The sequence below is a fragment of the Streptomyces sp. NPDC002044 genome, from assembly GCF_040296725.1.
Lineage (GTDB): Bacteria > Actinomycetota > Actinomycetes > Streptomycetales > Streptomycetaceae > Streptomyces > Streptomyces antarcticus.
Genome location: NZ_JBEOXU010000137.1, coordinates 1 through 16,463, shown reverse-complemented (window position 1 = coordinate 16,463; position 16,463 = coordinate 1). Strand labels below are relative to the sequence as shown.

The following is a 16,463-nucleotide window of genomic DNA, read 5'->3' as shown; positions in this document are numbered from 1 at the left end:
CTCGCCGGAGCCTGCCCGCCGCTGCGCGAGCCCTTCCCGTACGGTCCGCTGTTCGACGTGCTCAGGACCCTCGCCCCCGCACCCGGCCCGGGCGGCGGCGGGCTGCTGCCCCGCCGGGTCCGCCAGGCCAACCTGGCCCCGCAGCTGAAGAACGCCCGCGCGGCCGCCCCCGCCCAGGACGCCGCCGACGCCGTCGCGGACGACCGGGACGCGGAGGACGTACGCACGCGCATGTCCGCGCTCCAGCGCGGCTGGACCGCGGGCCGCGACCAGCAGGCACGGACGCAGTCCGAGACCGGGGCAGGCACCTCCGCCGCCACCGGTCCCGCGCACGAGAACGAAGGGGACGGTCGATGACCGCACCGCAGACCGGAAACGACAGCAGGAGCCGCGGCTCCGGCCCGCTCAACTGGCTCCTCGACGAGCTCGTCGACAAGGTCGGCTCCATCCGCAAGGCCGTCGTGCTCTCCGGCGACGGCCTGCCCACCGGCACCTCCCGGGACCTGACCCGGGAGGACAGCGAGCACCTGGCGGCGGTGGCCTCCGGATTCCACAGCCTGGCCAAGGGCGTCGGCCGGCACTTCGAGTCCGGCAGGGTCCGCCAGACCGTCGTCGAACTGGACGAGGCCTTCCTCTTCGTGATGGCGGCCGGCGACGGCAGCTGCCTGGCCGTGCTCGCCGACGCCGAGTCCGACGTCGGGCAGGTCGCGTACGAGATGACGCTCATGGTCAAGCGAGTGGGCGACCACCTGGCGACCGCCCCGCGCACCGGGCTGCCAGCCGGAGGGTGAGACGCACGGCATGAGCGATCCAGGCCAGGACCAACACCCTGCCCGCACCCCGCCCGGGGAGGGACCCGCCGCCCCGGACCACCCGCACTGGTTCGACGACGACGCGGGTCCCGTCGTACGCCCGTACGCGATGACCCGCGGCCGGACCAGCCACGCGGGCCAGCACCGCCTCGACCTGATCGCGCTCGTCGTCGCCGAATCCGCGGCCGACGACCCGGTCTGGGACATGACACTGGCCCCGGAACACGCCCGCATCCTGGGGCTGTGCCGGGGCCGCCCGCAGTCGGTCGCCGAACTGGCGGCCGACCTCGACCTCGCGATCGGGGTCGTGCGGGTCCTGATCGGCGACCTGGTCGACGATGAACTGGTCCACGTGACCAGGCCGGTACCGCCGGCCGAACTACCCGATGAATCCATTCTGCGTGAGGTGATCGATGGCCTTCGGGCGCTCTAGCCGCACCGGTGCCATGCACGCCGTGTCACCGGTCGAGCCGCTGACCCTGAAGATCCTGGTCGCGGGCGGCTTCGGGGTGGGTAAAACCACCCTGGTCAGTGCGGTAAGCGAGATCAGACCGTTGCGGACCGAGGAACAGCTCTCGGAACCGGGCATCGGTATCGACGACACCCAGGGGGTGGAGGGCAAGAGCACGACCACCGTGGCCATGGACTTCGGTCGCATCACGCTGCGCGAAGACCTGGTCCTGTACCTGTTCGGCACCCCCGGCCAGGACCGGTTCTGGTTCCTGTGGGACGAGCTGGCCCAGGGGTCGCTGGGCGCGGTGGTCCTCGCGGACACCCGCCGCCTCGCCGACTGCTTCGCCGCCGTCGACTACTTCGAACGCCGCGAGATCCCCTTCGTCGTCGCCGTCAACTGCTTCGACGACGCGGACCACCACCCCGTGGTGACCGTGCGGGAGGCGCTCGACCTCGACCCGGGCGTGCCGGTGCTGCTGTGCGACGCCCGGGACCGGGAGTCCGTGAAGGACGTACTGGTGGGGGTCGTGGAGCACGCCATGTCGCTGGCCCGCGCCCGCCGCCGGAGCCTCTCGGCGGGCGCCTGACACGGACGCGGCCCGTACCCCCGCCGACTGGGGTACGGGCCGCAGCTCTCGTGGGGGATTCGGCGCCCAGGTTCGTGGCGCGGGACCGTGGAGCGAGTGTGAACCCGCCGCCGGGGGCCGTCAAGTACGCCGACAACACCCGCGGGAAAGCGCAGTTCAGGCCCCCTGCCGACCCGATCCCCGCCCGGCCGCCGGGTGACCCGGACCCCGGCCGCCCGGTGACCCGGACCCCGGCCGCCCGGTGACCCGGACCCGCCGCCTCCGTGGTCCCGCGCCCGGCCGCCCACCCCGCCCCCGCCGCGCCCGCGCCCCGGTCCGCTCAGCGCACCGCCACGACCGCCGAGCCGTGCCCGAACAGCCCCTGGTTCGCGGTGATCCCGGCCCGCGCCCCCGGAACCTGCCGCGCCCCGGCCGTCCCGCGCAACTGCCACGTCAACTCGCAGACCTGCGCGATGGCCTGGGCCGGCACCGCCTCGCCGAACGAGGCCAGCCCGCCGCTCGTGTTGACCGGGACGCGCCCGCCCAGGGCCGTCGCCCCCTCGCGCAGCAGCTTGGCCCCCTGGCCCGGCCCGCAGAGCCCGATGTCCTCGTACCACTCCAGTTCCAGGGCGGTGGAGAGGTCGTACACCTCGGCGAGGGAGAGGTCCTCCGGGCCGAGCCCCGCCTCCTCGTACGCCGCCCGCGCGATGGAGGCGCGGAAGGAACCGGCCTCCGGCTCCCCGCCCCCGCCGGCCCCCGCCGTCGAGTCGGTGGCGATGTCCGGCAGGTCCAGCACCGTACGCGGGTAGGCCGGCGTCACCGTGGACACGGCCCGGATGCGCACCGGGTCGGTGATGCCGCGCGAGCGCGCGAAGTCCGTACTGGACAGCACGAGCGCCGCGCCGCCGTCGGAGGTGGCACAGATGTCGAGCAGCCGCAGCGGATCGGCGACCACCGCCGAGGCCGCGACCTCCTCGGCGGTCACGGCCTTGCGGTAGCGGGCGTTCGGGTTCAGCACCCCGGCCGCCGCGTTCTTCACCTTGACCTGGGCGAAGTCCTCCGGGGTGTCCCCGTGGACGGCCATCCGGCGGCGGGCGTACAGCCCGAAGTACGCCGGATTGGTGGCGCCGAGCACCCGGAACCGCAGCCAGTCCGGGTCGTCGGGCCGTTCGCCCCCGGCCGGCGCGAAGAACCCCTTGGGAGCCGCGTCGGCGCCCACCACCAGCACCACGTCCGCCAGCCCGGCCAGGATCTGCGCCCGGGCCGCCCCGATGGCCTGCGCCCCCGAGGCGCAGGCGGCGTACACGCTGGTCACCCGGGCGCCCTGCCAGCCCAGCGCGCGGGCGAAGGTGGCGCCGGCCACGTACCCCGGGTACCCGGAACGGATGGTGTCGGCGCCGACGATGGACTGCACCTCCGTCCAGTCCAGGCCCGCGTCGGCGAGCGCGGCCCGGGCGGCGGCACGCCCGTACTCGACGAAGCTGCGCCCCCACTTGCCCCAGGGGTGCATGCCGGCTCCCAGCACGGCGATGTCGGCGGCGCTCACGACGCGCCCCCCACGGGCTTGAACTGCCAGGTCAGCCAGGTGGTGTCGGCATCCTCGCCGAGCACCCCGCCGACCACCTCGACCTCCATGCCGACCGACAGATCACCGACGCCGACCCCGGGCGCCGCCTGCCCGAGCACGACCATTCCCTCGGCCTCCAGTTCCACCGCGACCAGGGTGTACGGCTCCCAGGGCGCGCCGGGGTCGGACACGTACGGCGCCGGCGGCCGGTAGCGCCCGTCGGTGTACGACCAGACCCGGCCGCGAGGCGACAGCGGCACCTCGGCGAGGACGCCGTCGCCGGGACAGCGGGGGTTGCGGCAGAAGGCGTCCTCGCGGGGGAAGAACACCGCGGTGCAGGCGGAGCACTGGGTTCCGAGCAGCCGGAAGGCGCCCGGCGGGGCTGCTCCGGGCGCGGCCGCGGGCGCGACAGCGGGGCCGGGGCCGGGGTCGGGCGTGACGTCCGGTTCCGGCGTGTCCTCGGTGAACCAACCGCTCACGACGGGGGTGCGCGTGCGTGCCAAGATTCCTCCCGTGTCAGTGTTTCTGACGCATCGTCAGGAGTCTGGCACGGGAGGCCCGCCGGGTCACCGGTTCTCGGCGAGCCACTTCCGCGCGATCTCCGCCGGCTCCGCGTCCCGCCCCCGCGAGCATCATCCGGATCATCTGCGCGTCCCCGCGGAGCGACCACCCCGGATGCCCGAAGGTCGCCGGGTTGTTCCTCTCGATCAGGAAGTGCGCGGGCCACGAAGGGGGGTGTAAGCCATGACCGCGTATGCGCAGGTCGGGGCGCCTATTGCTGTCCGTATCAGCGACATGACGGACGGAACGACCTCTCCTCTCCGTCAGAGGGAGGCGGGCGAGGCGCAAGCCGCGCGAATCGGTGCCCGCGTTGTGGGGTACGCGACGGACCTTGACGCCTCCCCTCGGTCACGCCACGCTCGTAGAACGTTGCGCAACGGGCGTGCCAAGGGAGGGCGTCATGCGGTTCATTGCCAAGGACCCGAACTCCAACGGAGACAACTGCCCGGCTGTATGGGTCGACGAAGAGAACCTGGAGCTGGTAATCCAGGGGTGGAAGGTGGACGAGGCGACGGAGGCGGAGTGCCTTTCTGTCGGGTCCGTTTCTGACAGTGAGACGGTGCTCCGAATCCCGGTGCGCATGACGGAGATCCTCAGGAAGGCGTGCGATGTCGCTGACGGTGCCGCCGTTCGCCGAGCTGTTGGCCGACTGCACGTCGACGGCGTTCCACCTGGAAACACGCGACGTTTACGGCATTGCGGCGGAGGAAGCGGACTTTGCGTCCTGGAAGGCCGGGCGGACTGCCGACATCACGGACCGGTCGACGTGGTGGACCTCGTTCCACACGGCCGTATCGGAGGCGGTAGGCCGGGGCGTGGTCGTTCGCCGGGCGCGCGTTGTCTCGGAGCCCGTCAGCGAGTACATCGGGTACGAGCATGCATGCACGGCGCAGAACATCGAAGCAGGGGAAGACGTGCGCTGGCTCCCGCGGGCGCACGCTTCCGATTTGCTCCTGCCAGGAAATGACTACTGGCTGTTCGATGGCCGACTCGTCAGGTTCGGTCTGTTCTCTGGCGACGGCGAGTTCATCGCCCACGCGCTTGACGATTCCGCGCACGTCGTCAAGCAGTGCGCCGACGCGTTCCAAGCGGTGTGGAGCCGTGCCGTTGCCCACGAGGCTTACCGGGTCTGATCGGAACCATGCCGCCCTACCCGTCATCCAGCGTCCAGGCTGCCCGCCAGGCTCTCGCAGAGCGCCTTAGGGAACTGCGCCTGGACGCCGGCATGTCCGGGCGGGACATGGCTCGTGAAGCAGGCTGGCAGCCTTCCAAGGTATCCAGGGTGGAGACGGGCAAGACGGCGCCGTCCGACGAGGACATCCGGGCGTGGTGCCAGGCGTGCGGCGCATCCGGCCAGGCGGCCGACTTGATCGCCGCCAACCGCACCGCGGACTCCATGTACACGCAGTGGCGACGCCTCCAACGCTCCGGGCTCCGTCGGCTCCAGGAATCCCGCATCCCGCTGTACGAGCGCACCAAGGTCTTTCGCGTGTACTGCTCTACCGTCGTTCCCGGTCTGCTTCAGACGCCGGAGTACGCGACGGCCCTGCTGACGAGCATCACGCGGTTTCACGGGACACCTGACGACGTGAGCGACGCTGTTGCGGCACGCGTGGCGCGGTCTGAGATCATCCGGCGGGGCGACCATCGCTTTGCGGTGCTGGTGGAAGAGTCGGTACTCCGGCACGTCATCGGCAGCAACGACACCATGGCCGGCCAGCTTGGGCACCTGCTTGCCGTAATGGCCCTTCCGTCGGTGTCGCTAGGTGTCATTCCCGCCGGAGTGACGCGCGACATGTGGACGCTGGAGACCTTCAACGTCTTCGACGACGAGCGCGTACACGTCGAGTTGCTGACGGCGGCCGTCACCGTGACCGAGCCGGCAGAGGTGGCGCGGTACGGCGCGGCCTTCCGTTCTCTGTCTGCGCTGGCGGTGCACGGCACCCATGCGCGTGCGCTCCTGACAGCAGCCGTCGACGCGCTGAGCTGATTCGCGTGCGATTCCGTAGAACTCTGTAGGACGTGACCTCCGGCCGTACCCACCGTCGTGTCATCCAGGACGACGGAGGTGCGCACAGTGGCGGCATCCACTCACGAAACCACGGCCCTGGAAGTGGCCAAGCCATTCATGCCCCCGTGGCCGGAGGCGCCGGCTGCGTGTGGCCGATGCGTCAGGTTGGCGGCTCTGCGGGCCGCAGCCCGGGGCGTCCTTAACGGCACGGTGGTGAGCGACGTGAACGTACTGATCCGTCGCCACGCCGAACAGGGGCACAGGTGAAGGCGCCCGCTCTGATCAGGGAGCGGAAGGCACTCTGGCCCGTGCCGGCGCCGGGCTGCAAGGTGTGTGCGGCCTTGGTCGTCGAGCGGGGTGAGGCGTGGGAGAAGGGTGACCTCTGCACCATCGCGCAGGTGAACGCCGAAATCAGGAACCACCCGCACAAGGGGGCCCGGTGAGCACCGTCCTGCGCCACGTACAGCACCGGATCCGGAACCACCCGGAGGGGGAGATCACGGCGTCCGCCCAGTGCCGATCAGCGGCAGGGCGGCGAAGTACCGCTTCCGCCCCGAGGCCGCCCGGAGGCCGCCCGGAGGCCGCCCCGTAGAGGGTCAGGGCGAGTCCGGTGAGCGTGCCGGCGCGGTGCGGCCGGCGGGTGGCGGCCCGCGCGTGCATGGCGACGTAGTAGGGCCGGAACTCCTCGTACGAACGGAAGGTCATGACGGCACGGCAGTCACGGCCGGACGGCGGCGACAGAGACGGGGAAGTCGAAATGGGTGTCGGGGAACGCCTCGGGCCGGTGCGTGAAGTGCCACCACTCCACGGGCAGGTTGACGAAGCCCTGCGCGCGCAGCGCCCGCAGCAGGAGCAGCCGGTTCGTACGGGCCGTAGGCGGCACGGCCGGACTGTCCGTGTGGGAGCGCGGCCCGAAGAGGTCGAACGGGGTCCCCATGTCCAGTTCCCGACCCGCTGCGGCGTCCACCAGCGTCACGTCGACGGTGCTTCCCCGGGAGTGGCCCGACCGCTCGGCGATGTAGCCGTCGGGAATCAGCCTGCCCTTGTCGACGTCCGGGTAGTACTCGGCCTTGGTCCCCTGGTCGGCGTCGTCCCCGGCCCACCGGACGAACCGGTCCACCGCGCGCTGCGGCCGGTAGCAGTCGTAGACCTTCAGGGAGAGGCCGCGGAGCAGCAGTCCCCGCTGCGCGCGCCGCAGCGCGTCGGCGGCGGGGCGCGCGAGCAGGCACACCGGGTCCTCGTAGCCGTCGACCGGGCGGCCGGTGAAGTTGCGGGCGGTCGCGTAGCGCATGTCCTGCCGGACCGTCGGATCGACGTCCGCCAGCGCCGCGAACCCCGGCGGCGCCGACCCGCCGGCCGGCGCGCGCGGCGCAGGCGGCGCTCCGGGCCCACCCTGCGCTCCGGGCGCATGGGGCGCACCCAGCGCACCCAGCGCGGCCAGTACTCCCACAACGATCGCAACAGCCGCCGTTCTCATACCGCTTGGCTTACCATCGCGGGATGCCGGCACAGCTGAGGGACTCGCACTGCTCCACCTGCGGAACACCGTTCGACACGGCCGTGTGGCCCCGCACCTGCCCGTCGTGCGGCGTCACCGCGTACCGCAATCCGCTCCCGGTGGCCGTGGTGCTCCTCCCCGTCGAGGACGAGGACGGCACCGGCCTCGTCGTCATCACCCGCACCATCGAACCGGCTCGCGGCGGCATCGCCCTGCCCGGCGGCTTCATCGACTTCGGCGAGGACTGGCGCGAGGCGGTCGTCCGCGAACTGCGCGAGGAGACCGGCATCGAGGCCCCCGCCCTGGACGTCGCCCTGGCCGACGCCCTCAGCTCCCCGGCCGGCCACCTGCTCCTCTTCGGCCTGCTCCCGCCCCGGCCGGCGTCGTCCCTTCCCGCGTCGGTCGCCACGAACGAGACCACGGGCTGGCACGTCCTGCGGGGACCGGCCGAACTCGCCTTCCCCCTGCACACCCGTGCGGCCGCCTCGTGGTTCGCGGGCCAGTACGCCTGACCTCCGCCGGGCCCGCCGCGCCCGGCCCCCGACCCGCCGCGCCCGGCCCCCACCCAACCCACCCCTGCCCGCCCGCCCCCTACACCCCCCGCACCGTCACCCCCGGGACCCGTGCGCCCGCTTCGTTCTCCACCACCACCTCGTCCCCCGCCCACCGCACGGTGTACCGCTCGATCCGGCCCGCCGCGAACCCCGGCCCCGTGTCCCGGACCACCAGCCCGCCGCCCGTCCGCCCCCGCGCCGGAGCCCACGCCTCCAGCGCCACCCCGCCGCCCCCGGACGGGTCCCGGACCGGGAGCAGCGCGCCCGCGCGGGCCAGGACCGGGATCCGGCCCCGCGGGGCGTCCAGCAGCACCTGGCCCGGGCCCTCGTACGCCGCCCCGGTCACGGTGTCGTACCACCGGCCCCGCGGCAGCCGCACCGCCCGCCGGTCCGCGCCGCACTCCAGCACCGGCGCGACCAGCAGGGCGTCACCCAGCAGGAAGGTGTCCTCGCAGTCCCGAAGCGACCGCTCCTCCGGCGCCCCCCACCACAGCGGCCGCACGTACGGGGCCCCGGTCCGGCGGGCCAGGTGGGCCAGCGTCACGAAGTAGGGCCGCAGCCGCTCCCGTTCCGCCATCACCGCACGGGCCTGCTCCTGCGCCTCCGCACCGAACTCCCACGGCTCCCGCCGCCCCGCCCAGATCGCCGAGTGCGTGCGGAACAGCGGCAGGTATGCGCCCAGTTGCAGCCACCGCACGTACAACTCGGGGGAGGGGGAACCCCCGAAGCCCCCGACGTCCGGGCCCGAGTACGGCACCCCGCACAGGCCGAGGCCCAGAACCAGCGCCAAGGAGGCCCGCAGCCCCTCCCAGCTGCTCTCCACGTCGCCGGACCACGAGCCGCCGTACCTCTGCATCCCCGCCCAGCCGGACCGGGAGAAGAGGAACGGCCGCTCGTCCGGCCGCAGCCGGACCAGGCCCTCCCAGCCGGCCCGCGCCATCGCGAGGCCGTACACGTTGTGCCCGGACCGGTGGTCGCCGCCCGCGCCGTCCATCGCGTGCCGCGCGGAGCGGGGGATCGTGTTGTCGCCGAACGGGGCGAAGGACACCGGCTCGTTCATGTCGTGCCAGAACCCCGCGAACCCCTGGCCCAGCCGCTCCTCGTACAGTGCGCCCCACCACTCCCGCACCGCGGAATCCGTGAAGTCCGGGTACGCGCACTCGCCCGGCCAGACCTCGCCGCGCACCTCCACACCCCGGGCGTCCCGCACGAAGGCGCCGCCCGTGCCCACCGCGAGCCCCGACGCGTGCACCGCGTCGCCCACCCGCACCGCGGGGTCGATGATCGAGACCAGGCGTACGCCCCGCGCGGCCAACTCCCCGGCCAGCCCGGGCAGATCGGGGAAGCGCTCCTCGTCCACCGTGAAGACGCGGTGCCCCTCGTAGTGGTCGATGTCCAGGTGCACGGCCGACAGCGCCATCCCGCGCGCCGCGTAGCCGTCCGCCACCCGCCGGACCTCCTCCGCGCTCCCGAAGCCCCAGCGCGCGTGCTGGTATCCGAGGGCCCACTCCGGCGGCACCGCCGCGGGCCCCGTCAGTCCCGACCAGCCCTGCAGCACCCGCGCCGGCGTCCCCACGAGCACCCAGCACCGCAGCGGCCCGCCCTCCACGCGCAGCTCGCTCCACCCCGGACGGTCCGCCCCCGAGCCCGCGCCTTCCTCGCCCTCGCGCAGCACCACCCGCCCGTCCCAGGAGTTGTCGTGGAACACCAGGTGCGTCCCCGCGTCGGCGACCACCAATTGCACCGGCATGGTCAGGTACAGCGGATCGGTGCCCGGCCCGAAGCCGCCCTTCGGGTCCGTGTTCCACAGCCGGTACGCCCCGTCCCGCAGCCGGGGCCCCGCCGCCCGCCCGCCGAGCCCGAAGAACCGCGCGTCCGCCGCCACCTCGCTGCGCTGCGACCAGCGGGCCCCGCCCCGCGCCGGGTCCACGGGCTCCCACCAGCGCGGCGGCAACTCCCGCCGCAGCACCGTCCCGCCGGGCGTGCGCACCTCCAGCGCCCCGTGCCGGGAGACCGCGACCGTCACCCGCTCCGACACCACCCGCCAACCGCCCTCGGTGTCCGGCTCCAGCACGGCCCGCGGATCGGGTTCCGGCCCGTCGCCGGCCACCGCGTACGACGGCGTCGGCGCGGCCCCGTCCCAGCCCCAGAACACGGCGCCGCCCGACGTCACCCGCACCAGCAGCTCCGAGCGCGCGAAGCGCAGCACGCCGCCGCCCGGCCGGGGCTCCGTACCCGTCAGCAGCCCGGGTACGCGCGCCCGCTCCGCGCCCCGGCGCGGGAGCCCCACCGCGCCCGCGCGCCGGTGGCGCCAGGCCGAGCGCCAGGCGCGCCGTCCGCGCTCCGTACCGAGGTCCTTCACCGCACGCACCAGATCGCGACCGTTCATGCGGATCACCCTGCCACCGGGCCCCGGCCGGGGAGGCCGCGTTCAGCTGCCGTTCACCCGGCAGCGACCCGGCAGCGGTAGGCACGGCAGGCACGGCCGGCCGTACGGGACACCTCTGGTGCGGATGTCGATCACATGGCATGGTCCCAGTGAGCCGCCGCGCGCACACCCCCCGCGCGATGGCACCGTACGCACACGAAGCGCGAGCCACAGACTTGACCGGGAGCCGATCCATGACCTCAGCCACGCAGCCGGAACCCCTCTGGGCCCCGGGCCCCGACCGGATCGCCGCGGCCCGGATCACCGCCTTCCAGGGCTGGGCCGCCGACCGGTTCGGAGCCCCCGCCGACGGCGGCTACCCCGCCCTGCACAGCTGGTCCGTCGACGAGCTGGACACGTTCTGGCAGGCCGTCGCCGAGTGGTTCGAGGTCCGCTTCACCACCCCGTACGAGTCCGTCCTCGCCGACCGCTCCATGCCCGGCGCCCGCTGGTTCACCGGCGCCACCCTCAACTACGCCGAGCACGCCCTGCGCGCCGCCGAGGACCCGGCCCGTGCCGGGGACGCCGCACTCCTGTGCGTGGACGAGACCCACGAGCCCGCCCCCGTCACCTGGGCCGAGCTCCGCCGCCAGGTGGGGTCGCTCGCCGCCGAACTGCGCGCCCTCGGCGTACGCCCCGGCGACCGGGTCAGCGGCTACCTCCCCAACATCGCCGAGTCCGTGGTCGCCCTCCTCGCCACCGCCGCCGTCGGAGGCGTCTGGACCTCCTGCGCCCCCGACTTCGGCGCCCGCAGCGTCCTGGACCGCTTCCAGCAGGTCGAGCCCGTCGTCCTGTTCGCCGTGGACGGCTACCGCTACGGCGGCAAACGGCACGACCGCCGCGAGACCGTCGCCGAGCTCCGCGCCGAGCTCCCCTCCCTGCGCGCCGTCGTCCACATCCCCGTCCTGGGCACCGAGGCCCCCGAAGGCGCCCTCGCCTGGTCCGACCTGACCGCGGCCGACACCGCGCCCGTCTTCGAGCCGGTCCCCTTCGACCACCCCCTCTGGGTCCTGTACTCCTCCGGTACGACCGGTCTCCCCAAGGCCATCGTCCAGTCCCAGGGCGGCATCCTCCTCGAACACCTCAAGCAGCTCGGCCTGCACTGCGACCTCGGCCCGGAGGACCGGTTCTTCTGGTACACCTCCACCGGCTGGATGATGTGGAACTTCCTCGTCTCGGGCCTGCTCACCGGCACGACCGTCGTCCTGTACGACGGCAGCCCCGGCTACCCCGACACCGGCGCCCAGTGGCGCATCGCCGAGCGGACCGGGGCGACGCTGTACGGCACCTCCGCCGCGTACGTGATGGCCTGCCGCAAGGCGGAGGTCCACCCCTCCCGGGACTTCGACCTCTCCGCCGTGAAGTGCGTCGCCACCACCGGCTCCCCGCTGCCGCCCGACGGGTTCCGCTGGCTCCACGACGAGGTGGCCGAGGACCTCTGGATCGCCTCCGTCAGCGGCGGCACCGACGTGTGCAGCTGCTTCGCCGGGGCCGTGCCGACCCTCCCCGTCCACATCGGGGAGCTCCAGGCCGCCTGTCTCGGCACCGACCTCCAGGCGTGGGACCCCGCGGGCAAGCCCGTCATCGGCGAGGTCGGCGAGCTGATCGTCACCAACCCCATGCCGTCCATGCCCATCCGCTTCTGGAACGACCCCGACGGCAGCCGCTACCACGACAGCTACTTCGACATGTTCCCGGGCGCCTGGCGCCACGGGGACTGGATCACGATCACCGACCACGGCTCGGTCGTGATCCACGGCCGCTCCGACTCCACCCTCAACCGCCAGGGCGTGCGGATGGGATCCGCCGACATCTACGAGGCCGTCGAACGGCTCCCCGAGATCAAGGAGTCCCTCGTCATCGGCCTGGAGGAGCCGAACGGCGGCTACTGGATGCCGCTCTTCGTCCACCTGGCCCCCGGCGCCCGACTCGACGACGACCTCCGCGCCCGGATCAAGGCGACGATCCGCGAGGAACTCTCCCCGCGTCACGTCCCCGACGAGGTCATCGAGGTGCCGGGCATCCCCCACACCCTGACCGGCAAGCGCATCGAGGTCCCGGTCAAGCGCCTGCTCCAGGGCGCCCCCCTGGCCAAGGCGGTCAACCCCGGCTCGGTCGACAACCTCGACCTCCTCTCCTTCTACGAGGAGCTGGCCCGCACCCGCACCCACGGCTGAGGTCACTGTCAGTGGCGATGGTTACGCTGAGTAAGCAATCGATCGCGCCACTCAGGGGGAGCCATGCCACCGCAGGACGACACCGGGACCCACCGCACCCCGCGGACCGCCACCAGCCGAACCACCCGCACTACCCGCACCGCCAGTAGGCGTCGCACGCTGCGCCGCGAAGCCCCCAGCACCGTCGGCCTCCTCGCCGACCCCGGGGACTTCGCGGCCATGCGCGCCTACCGCAGCTTCACCTTCGACGACCACCAGGACTACCTGCGCCACGTCGACGACCTGCTCCGGTCGCTCGCGGCCCAGGGCATCCACACCACCGTCGCCCTCTTCGACCCCGAGGAGTACGCCGGGCACTGCGCGGAACACGGCCTCGACCCGGACACGGCCGAGGCCCGCACCCGCTTCACCGCGGAACTCGCGGGAAGCAGCGCCGGCCTCCCGTACCGCGGCCAGCCCATCGACGAACTCGTCCCGCTCCTCGTGGACGAGGCCGTCCGGCAGGCCACCTGGGAGTACGCCACCAGCATCCTCGCGGAGGCGGGCACCTGCGCGGACTGCGCCGAGGACATCGGCAACGCCTCCTTCGCCCGCGCGGCCGAGGCACTCAAACGCCTCCTGGCCGGCGCCGGACCCGGCCACCACCACTTCGTCTGCAGCGTCCCCACCCCGACGGAGCAGCTCGTCGTCGTGCTGCACGCCGACGTCCCCGCCGAAAAGGACGTCCCGCCCCGCATCGAGAACCGGGCCGGCCTCGACTTCGTGACGGTCCTGGCGGCCGGACTCGCCCTCGGCGGCCCCGGGGGACTCGTCCTGCGCAGTTCGCGCGAGGACCGCGGCGACCGCGTCCACGGGTGGCGCCTGGACCGGGGCCGGCTGACCGCCCTGTCCGCGGCGGCCGTCTTCAACGCCTACTGCACCGACGCCGACACCGGCGATCCCGTCGCCCCCGAACCAGGGGTCGAGTACTGCCCCGGATACGAGGTGGACCTCCCCGCCCCGCACCACTGAGCCCGGCCCAGGACCCGGGAGGAGCGGCCGGGACGGACCGAGGGGCCCCCGCCACCGGCGAAGGCCCCTCGCATCCTCACTCCTCCCGGCGGCTACTCGCCGGACAACACCCCCTGGGCGGCCGCGCGGGCCTCCTCGGCGGTGTCGCACGCACGCGCCGCGGCCGCGGCCCGCTCGCACTGCGCCAGCGTGTGCTTGGCGAGCGTCGCCCGCACGTACGGAATCGAAGCGGCACCCATCGACAGGGAGGTGACACCCAGCCCCGTCAGCACACAGGCCAGCAGCGGGTCGGAAGCCGCCTCACCGCAGACACCGCAGCTCTTTCCCTCGGCCTTGGCGGCGTCGGCCGACATGGCGATCAGGTCGAGCAGCGCCGGCTGCCACGGGTCCTGGAGCCGGGACACGGCGCCGACCTGACGGTCGGCGGCGAAGGCGTACTGGGCGAGGTCGTTGGTGCCCAGCGAAAGGAACTCGACCTCCCGCAGGATCGAGCGCGCCCGGAGCGCGGCGGAGGGGATCTCCACCATCGCGCCGAACTTCGCCTGCAGCCCTGCCTCGCGGCACGCGTCCGCGAACGCCTTGGCGTCGGTCCGGTCCGCCACCATAGGAGCCATGACCTCGAGGTGGACGGGCAGGCCCTCGGACGCCTTGGCCAGCGCGGTCAGCTGCGTGCGCAGCACGTCCGGGTGGTCCAGGAGCGAGCGCAGGCCGCGCACGCCCAGCGCCGGGTTCGGCTCGTCGGCCGGGGTGAGGAAGTCCAGCGGCTTGTCGGCGCCGGCGTCCAGCACCCGCACCACCACACGGCCCTCGGGGAAAGCCTCGAGCACCTTGCGGTACGACTCGATCTGCTTCTCCTCGGACGGCGCCTTCCTGCTGTCGTCCAGGAACAGGAACTCGGTGCGGAACAGGCCCACACCCTCGGCCCCCGCCTCGACGGCGGCCGGCACGTCCGCCGGCCCGCCGACGTTCGCCAGCAGCGGCACCTTGTGACCGTCCGAGGTCGCGCCCGGACCGGACGACGCGGACAGGGCGGCCCTGCGTTCGGCGGCCGCCCCCTCCAGCTCGGCCCGCTTCTCCGGGGTCGGGTCCACGAACAGGTCGCCCGTGCTGCCGTCCACGGCGATGAGGGTCCCCTCGGCGATCTCGCCGGCACCCGGGAGCGCCACGATCGCCGGCACGCCCAGCGCCCGCGCGAGGATGGCGCTGTGGCTGGTCGGCCCGCCCTCCTCGGTCACGAACCCCAGCACGAGCGCCGGGTCGAGCAGGGCCGTGTCGGCGGGGGCCAGGTCCCGCGCGATCAGCACGTACGGCTCGTCACTGTCCGGGACACCGGGCATCGGCACCCCGAGGAGCCGCGCCACGATCCGGTTCCGTACGTCGTCCAGGTCGGCCACCCGCCCGGCCATGTACTCGCCGGCCCCCGCGAGCAGGTCGCGGTAGGAGGCGAACGCGTCGTAGACACCGCGCTCGGCGGTGCTGCCGACGGCGATCCGCCGGTCGACGTCCGCCATCAGCTCGGGGTCCGTGGCGATCATCGCCTGGGCCTCGAGCACGTGCTGGGCCTCGCCACCGGCCAGCTGGCCGCGCGCGATCAGGTCGGCCGATACAGCCTCCACGGCCTGACGGGCGCGCCCCTGTTCGCGCTCCGCCTCGTCCGCGGTGATCTGCTTGGCCGGCGGTTCGAGAACCGCCGTACCCATGTGCCGAACCTCGCCGATCGCCACACCGTGGCTCACGCCGACGCCTCGCAGCGTTGTCTCCATTTCACCCGTCTCCGATTGTGCGGCGGACTCGGCCGCCGCGGTGGATGTCCGACTCGCCCTCGCGGGCGGACGCGTCACTGCCAGCTGAAGAGAACGTCGTGCGCCTTGACGTCGCCGGACTCGACGACATCGGAAAGGGCGTCCGCGGTCGCCTCGAGCGCGACGACGGGGCACACGGGGGACTTGCCGGCGGCCTCGACCGCGGCGGGGTTCCAGCGGATGACGGCCTGGCCACGGGTCACGGTGTCGCCCTTGTTGACGAGCAGCTCGAAGCCCTCGCCGTTGAGCTGGACGGTGTCGATCCCGAGGTGGGTGAGGACGCCGTGGCCCTCACCGTCTACGACGACGTACGCGTGCGGGTGCAGGGAGACGACCACACCATCTACGGGGGACACCGCCTCCGAGGGCTCACGCGCGGGGTCGATAGCGGTGCCCGGTCCCACCATCGCGCCGGAGAACACCGGATCGGGCACTGCCGCGAGTCCGATGGCGCGCCCGGCAAGTGGGGACGTCACGCTGGTCATGGAGGGCCTCCCAGGGGTGGGGCTTCTTAGCGTCGCCGTCACTACCTGTCGCGAACGGCGTACTCTTGAGAAGGATAAGTCACGAGATGTTCGGGTTCGCCCGATGTTGGTCCCGATCCGGGCTGGCCCTTTGGCACGGAGACTAGTGGACTAGACCGGTGGACTAGACCACCATACGCCTGAAACGATTTGCGTGGGCACCGGCAGACCTGTACTGTCGTGACTCCTGCCGCGACGCATCGTGTGAATTTTTCACGAACGTCCCATGGACAGGAATCCTCCTCTTCAGTATCGATCTTGAACTCAACCCTATTTCCGCATGCCCTTTGGCGCAACGGAGAGTGGCAAGAACGACGGAGAATCGCTGATAGAGTCGGAATCGCCGGAAAGGAAAACGCGAAAGCGAATACCTGGAAAGCGAACCCCGCTTCGACCGGGAATCAGGCCCGAAAGAGTCTGATAGAGTCGGAAACGCAAGAACAGAACGAAAGCCCGGAGGAAAGCCCGAGAGGGTGAGTACAAAGGAAGCGTCCGTTCC

At 72.8% G+C, this 16,463-nt stretch carries 14 protein-coding genes and 3 pseudogenes; 9 read left to right on the top strand and 8 right to left on the bottom strand.

Translation table 11 applies throughout. The features are described 5' to 3' along the window. From ABT106_RS25890 to ABT106_RS25875, 4 genes and pseudogenes are all read left to right on the top strand, one after another. Window positions 1–357: pseudogene (locus ABT106_RS25890) on the top strand (hypothetical protein); the annotation flags it as partial. Then, window positions 354–791, top strand: a complete 438-nt coding sequence (locus ABT106_RS25885) for a roadblock/LC7 domain-containing protein (RefSeq protein ID WP_267722980.1) — start codon at window positions 354–356, stop codon at window positions 789–791. The pseudogene ABT106_RS25890 and the gene ABT106_RS25885, both read left to right, overlap by 4 nt. Before the next feature lie 10 nt (window positions 792–801). Beyond that, the gene (locus ABT106_RS25880) at window positions 802–1,245 is read left to right on the top strand and encodes a DUF742 domain-containing protein (protein ID WP_351281738.1); all 444 of its coding nucleotides are present in this window, start codon (window positions 802–804) and stop codon (window positions 1,243–1,245) included. Then, window positions 1,226–1,852: a GTP-binding protein gene (locus ABT106_RS25875; RefSeq protein ID WP_351281736.1), complete on the top strand. Its 627-nt coding sequence runs from the start codon at window positions 1,226–1,228 to the stop codon at window positions 1,850–1,852. Before ABT106_RS25880 ends, ABT106_RS25875 begins: the two co-directional genes overlap by 20 nt. 319 nt (window positions 1,853–2,171) lie before the next feature. Here the strand turns inward: ABT106_RS25875 and ABT106_RS25870 are convergent, their stop codons facing one another. The 3 genes and pseudogenes from ABT106_RS25870 to ABT106_RS25860 form a co-directional block, all read right to left on the bottom strand. Next, window positions 2,172–3,377: a lipid-transfer protein gene (locus tag ABT106_RS25870; RefSeq protein WP_351281734.1), complete on the bottom strand. Its 1,206-nt coding sequence runs from the start codon at window positions 3,375–3,377 to the stop codon at window positions 2,172–2,174. After that, window positions 3,374–3,760 carry a Zn-ribbon domain-containing OB-fold protein gene (locus ABT106_RS25865; RefSeq protein WP_502979481.1) on the bottom strand — a complete coding sequence of 129 codons (387 nt, stop codon included), beginning with the start codon at window positions 3,758–3,760 and terminating at the stop codon, window positions 3,374–3,376. Before ABT106_RS25865 ends, ABT106_RS25870 begins: the two co-directional genes overlap by 4 nt. A 204-nt stretch (window positions 3,761–3,964) precedes the next feature. Continuing rightward, window positions 3,965–4,127 (bottom strand): annotated as a pseudogene (locus ABT106_RS25860) (Mpo1-like protein); the annotation flags it as partial. Between the two features lie 440 nt (window positions 4,128–4,567). On the opposite strand from ABT106_RS25860, the gene ABT106_RS25855 reads away from it, so the two are divergent. Next, the gene (locus tag ABT106_RS25855; RefSeq protein ID WP_351281730.1) at window positions 4,568–5,092 is read left to right on the top strand and encodes a DUF6879 family protein; all 525 of its coding nucleotides are present in this window, start codon (window positions 4,568–4,570) and stop codon (window positions 5,090–5,092) included. 8 nt (window positions 5,093–5,100) lie between these two features. After that, window positions 5,101–5,949: a helix-turn-helix domain-containing protein gene (locus ABT106_RS25850; RefSeq protein WP_351281727.1), complete on the top strand. Its 849-nt coding sequence runs from the start codon at window positions 5,101–5,103 to the stop codon at window positions 5,947–5,949. Window positions 5,950–6,479: 530 nt separating this feature from the next. Here the strand turns inward: ABT106_RS25850 and ABT106_RS25845 are convergent. After that, a pseudogene (locus tag ABT106_RS25845) lies at window positions 6,480–6,675 on the bottom strand (hypothetical protein); the annotation flags it as partial. Between the two features lie 13 nt (window positions 6,676–6,688). Continuing rightward, the gene (locus ABT106_RS25840) at window positions 6,689–7,447 is read right to left on the bottom strand and encodes a M15 family metallopeptidase (RefSeq protein ID WP_502979480.1); all 759 of its coding nucleotides are present in this window, start codon (window positions 7,445–7,447) and stop codon (window positions 6,689–6,691) included. 23 nt (window positions 7,448–7,470) lie between these two features. On the opposite strand from ABT106_RS25840, the gene ABT106_RS25835 reads away from it, so the two are divergent. Continuing rightward, window positions 7,471–7,980 (top strand): NUDIX domain-containing protein, encoded by a 510-nt coding sequence (locus ABT106_RS25835; protein WP_351281724.1) that lies wholly within the window; start codon window positions 7,471–7,473, stop codon window positions 7,978–7,980. A 79-nt stretch (window positions 7,981–8,059) separates the two neighbouring features. Here ABT106_RS25835 and ABT106_RS25830 read toward each other — a convergent pair whose 3' ends face one another. Beyond that, the gene (locus ABT106_RS25830; RefSeq protein ID WP_351281722.1) at window positions 8,060–10,411 is read right to left on the bottom strand and encodes a glycoside hydrolase family 31 protein; all 2,352 of its coding nucleotides are present in this window, start codon (window positions 10,409–10,411) and stop codon (window positions 8,060–8,062) included. Window positions 10,412–10,644: 233 nt separating this feature from the next. Between ABT106_RS25830 and ABT106_RS25825 the strand changes: the two genes are divergently transcribed. Together ABT106_RS25825 and ABT106_RS25820 are read left to right on the top strand one after the other, a co-directional pair. Next, window positions 10,645–12,627 (top strand): acetoacetate--CoA ligase, encoded by a 1,983-nt coding sequence (locus ABT106_RS25825; protein ID WP_351281720.1) that lies wholly within the window; start codon window positions 10,645–10,647, stop codon window positions 12,625–12,627. 63 nt (window positions 12,628–12,690) lie between these two features. Further along, the gene (locus ABT106_RS25820) at window positions 12,691–13,638 is read left to right on the top strand and encodes a DUF8829 domain-containing protein (protein ID WP_351281718.1); all 948 of its coding nucleotides are present in this window, start codon (window positions 12,691–12,693) and stop codon (window positions 13,636–13,638) included. A 92-nt stretch (window positions 13,639–13,730) separates the two neighbouring features. Here ABT106_RS25820 and ptsP read toward each other — a convergent pair whose 3' ends face one another. Together ptsP and ABT106_RS25810 are read right to left on the bottom strand one after the other, a co-directional pair. Next, window positions 13,731–15,401, bottom strand: a complete 1,671-nt coding sequence (gene ptsP / locus ABT106_RS25815) for a phosphoenolpyruvate--protein phosphotransferase (RefSeq protein WP_351281715.1) — start codon at window positions 15,399–15,401, stop codon at window positions 13,731–13,733. Window positions 15,402–15,475: 74 nt separating this feature from the next. Then, window positions 15,476–15,925, bottom strand: coding sequence for a PTS sugar transporter subunit IIA (locus ABT106_RS25810; RefSeq protein ID WP_351281712.1), 450 nt, complete (start codon window positions 15,923–15,925; stop codon window positions 15,476–15,478). Window positions 15,926–16,463 lie beyond the last annotated feature (538 nt).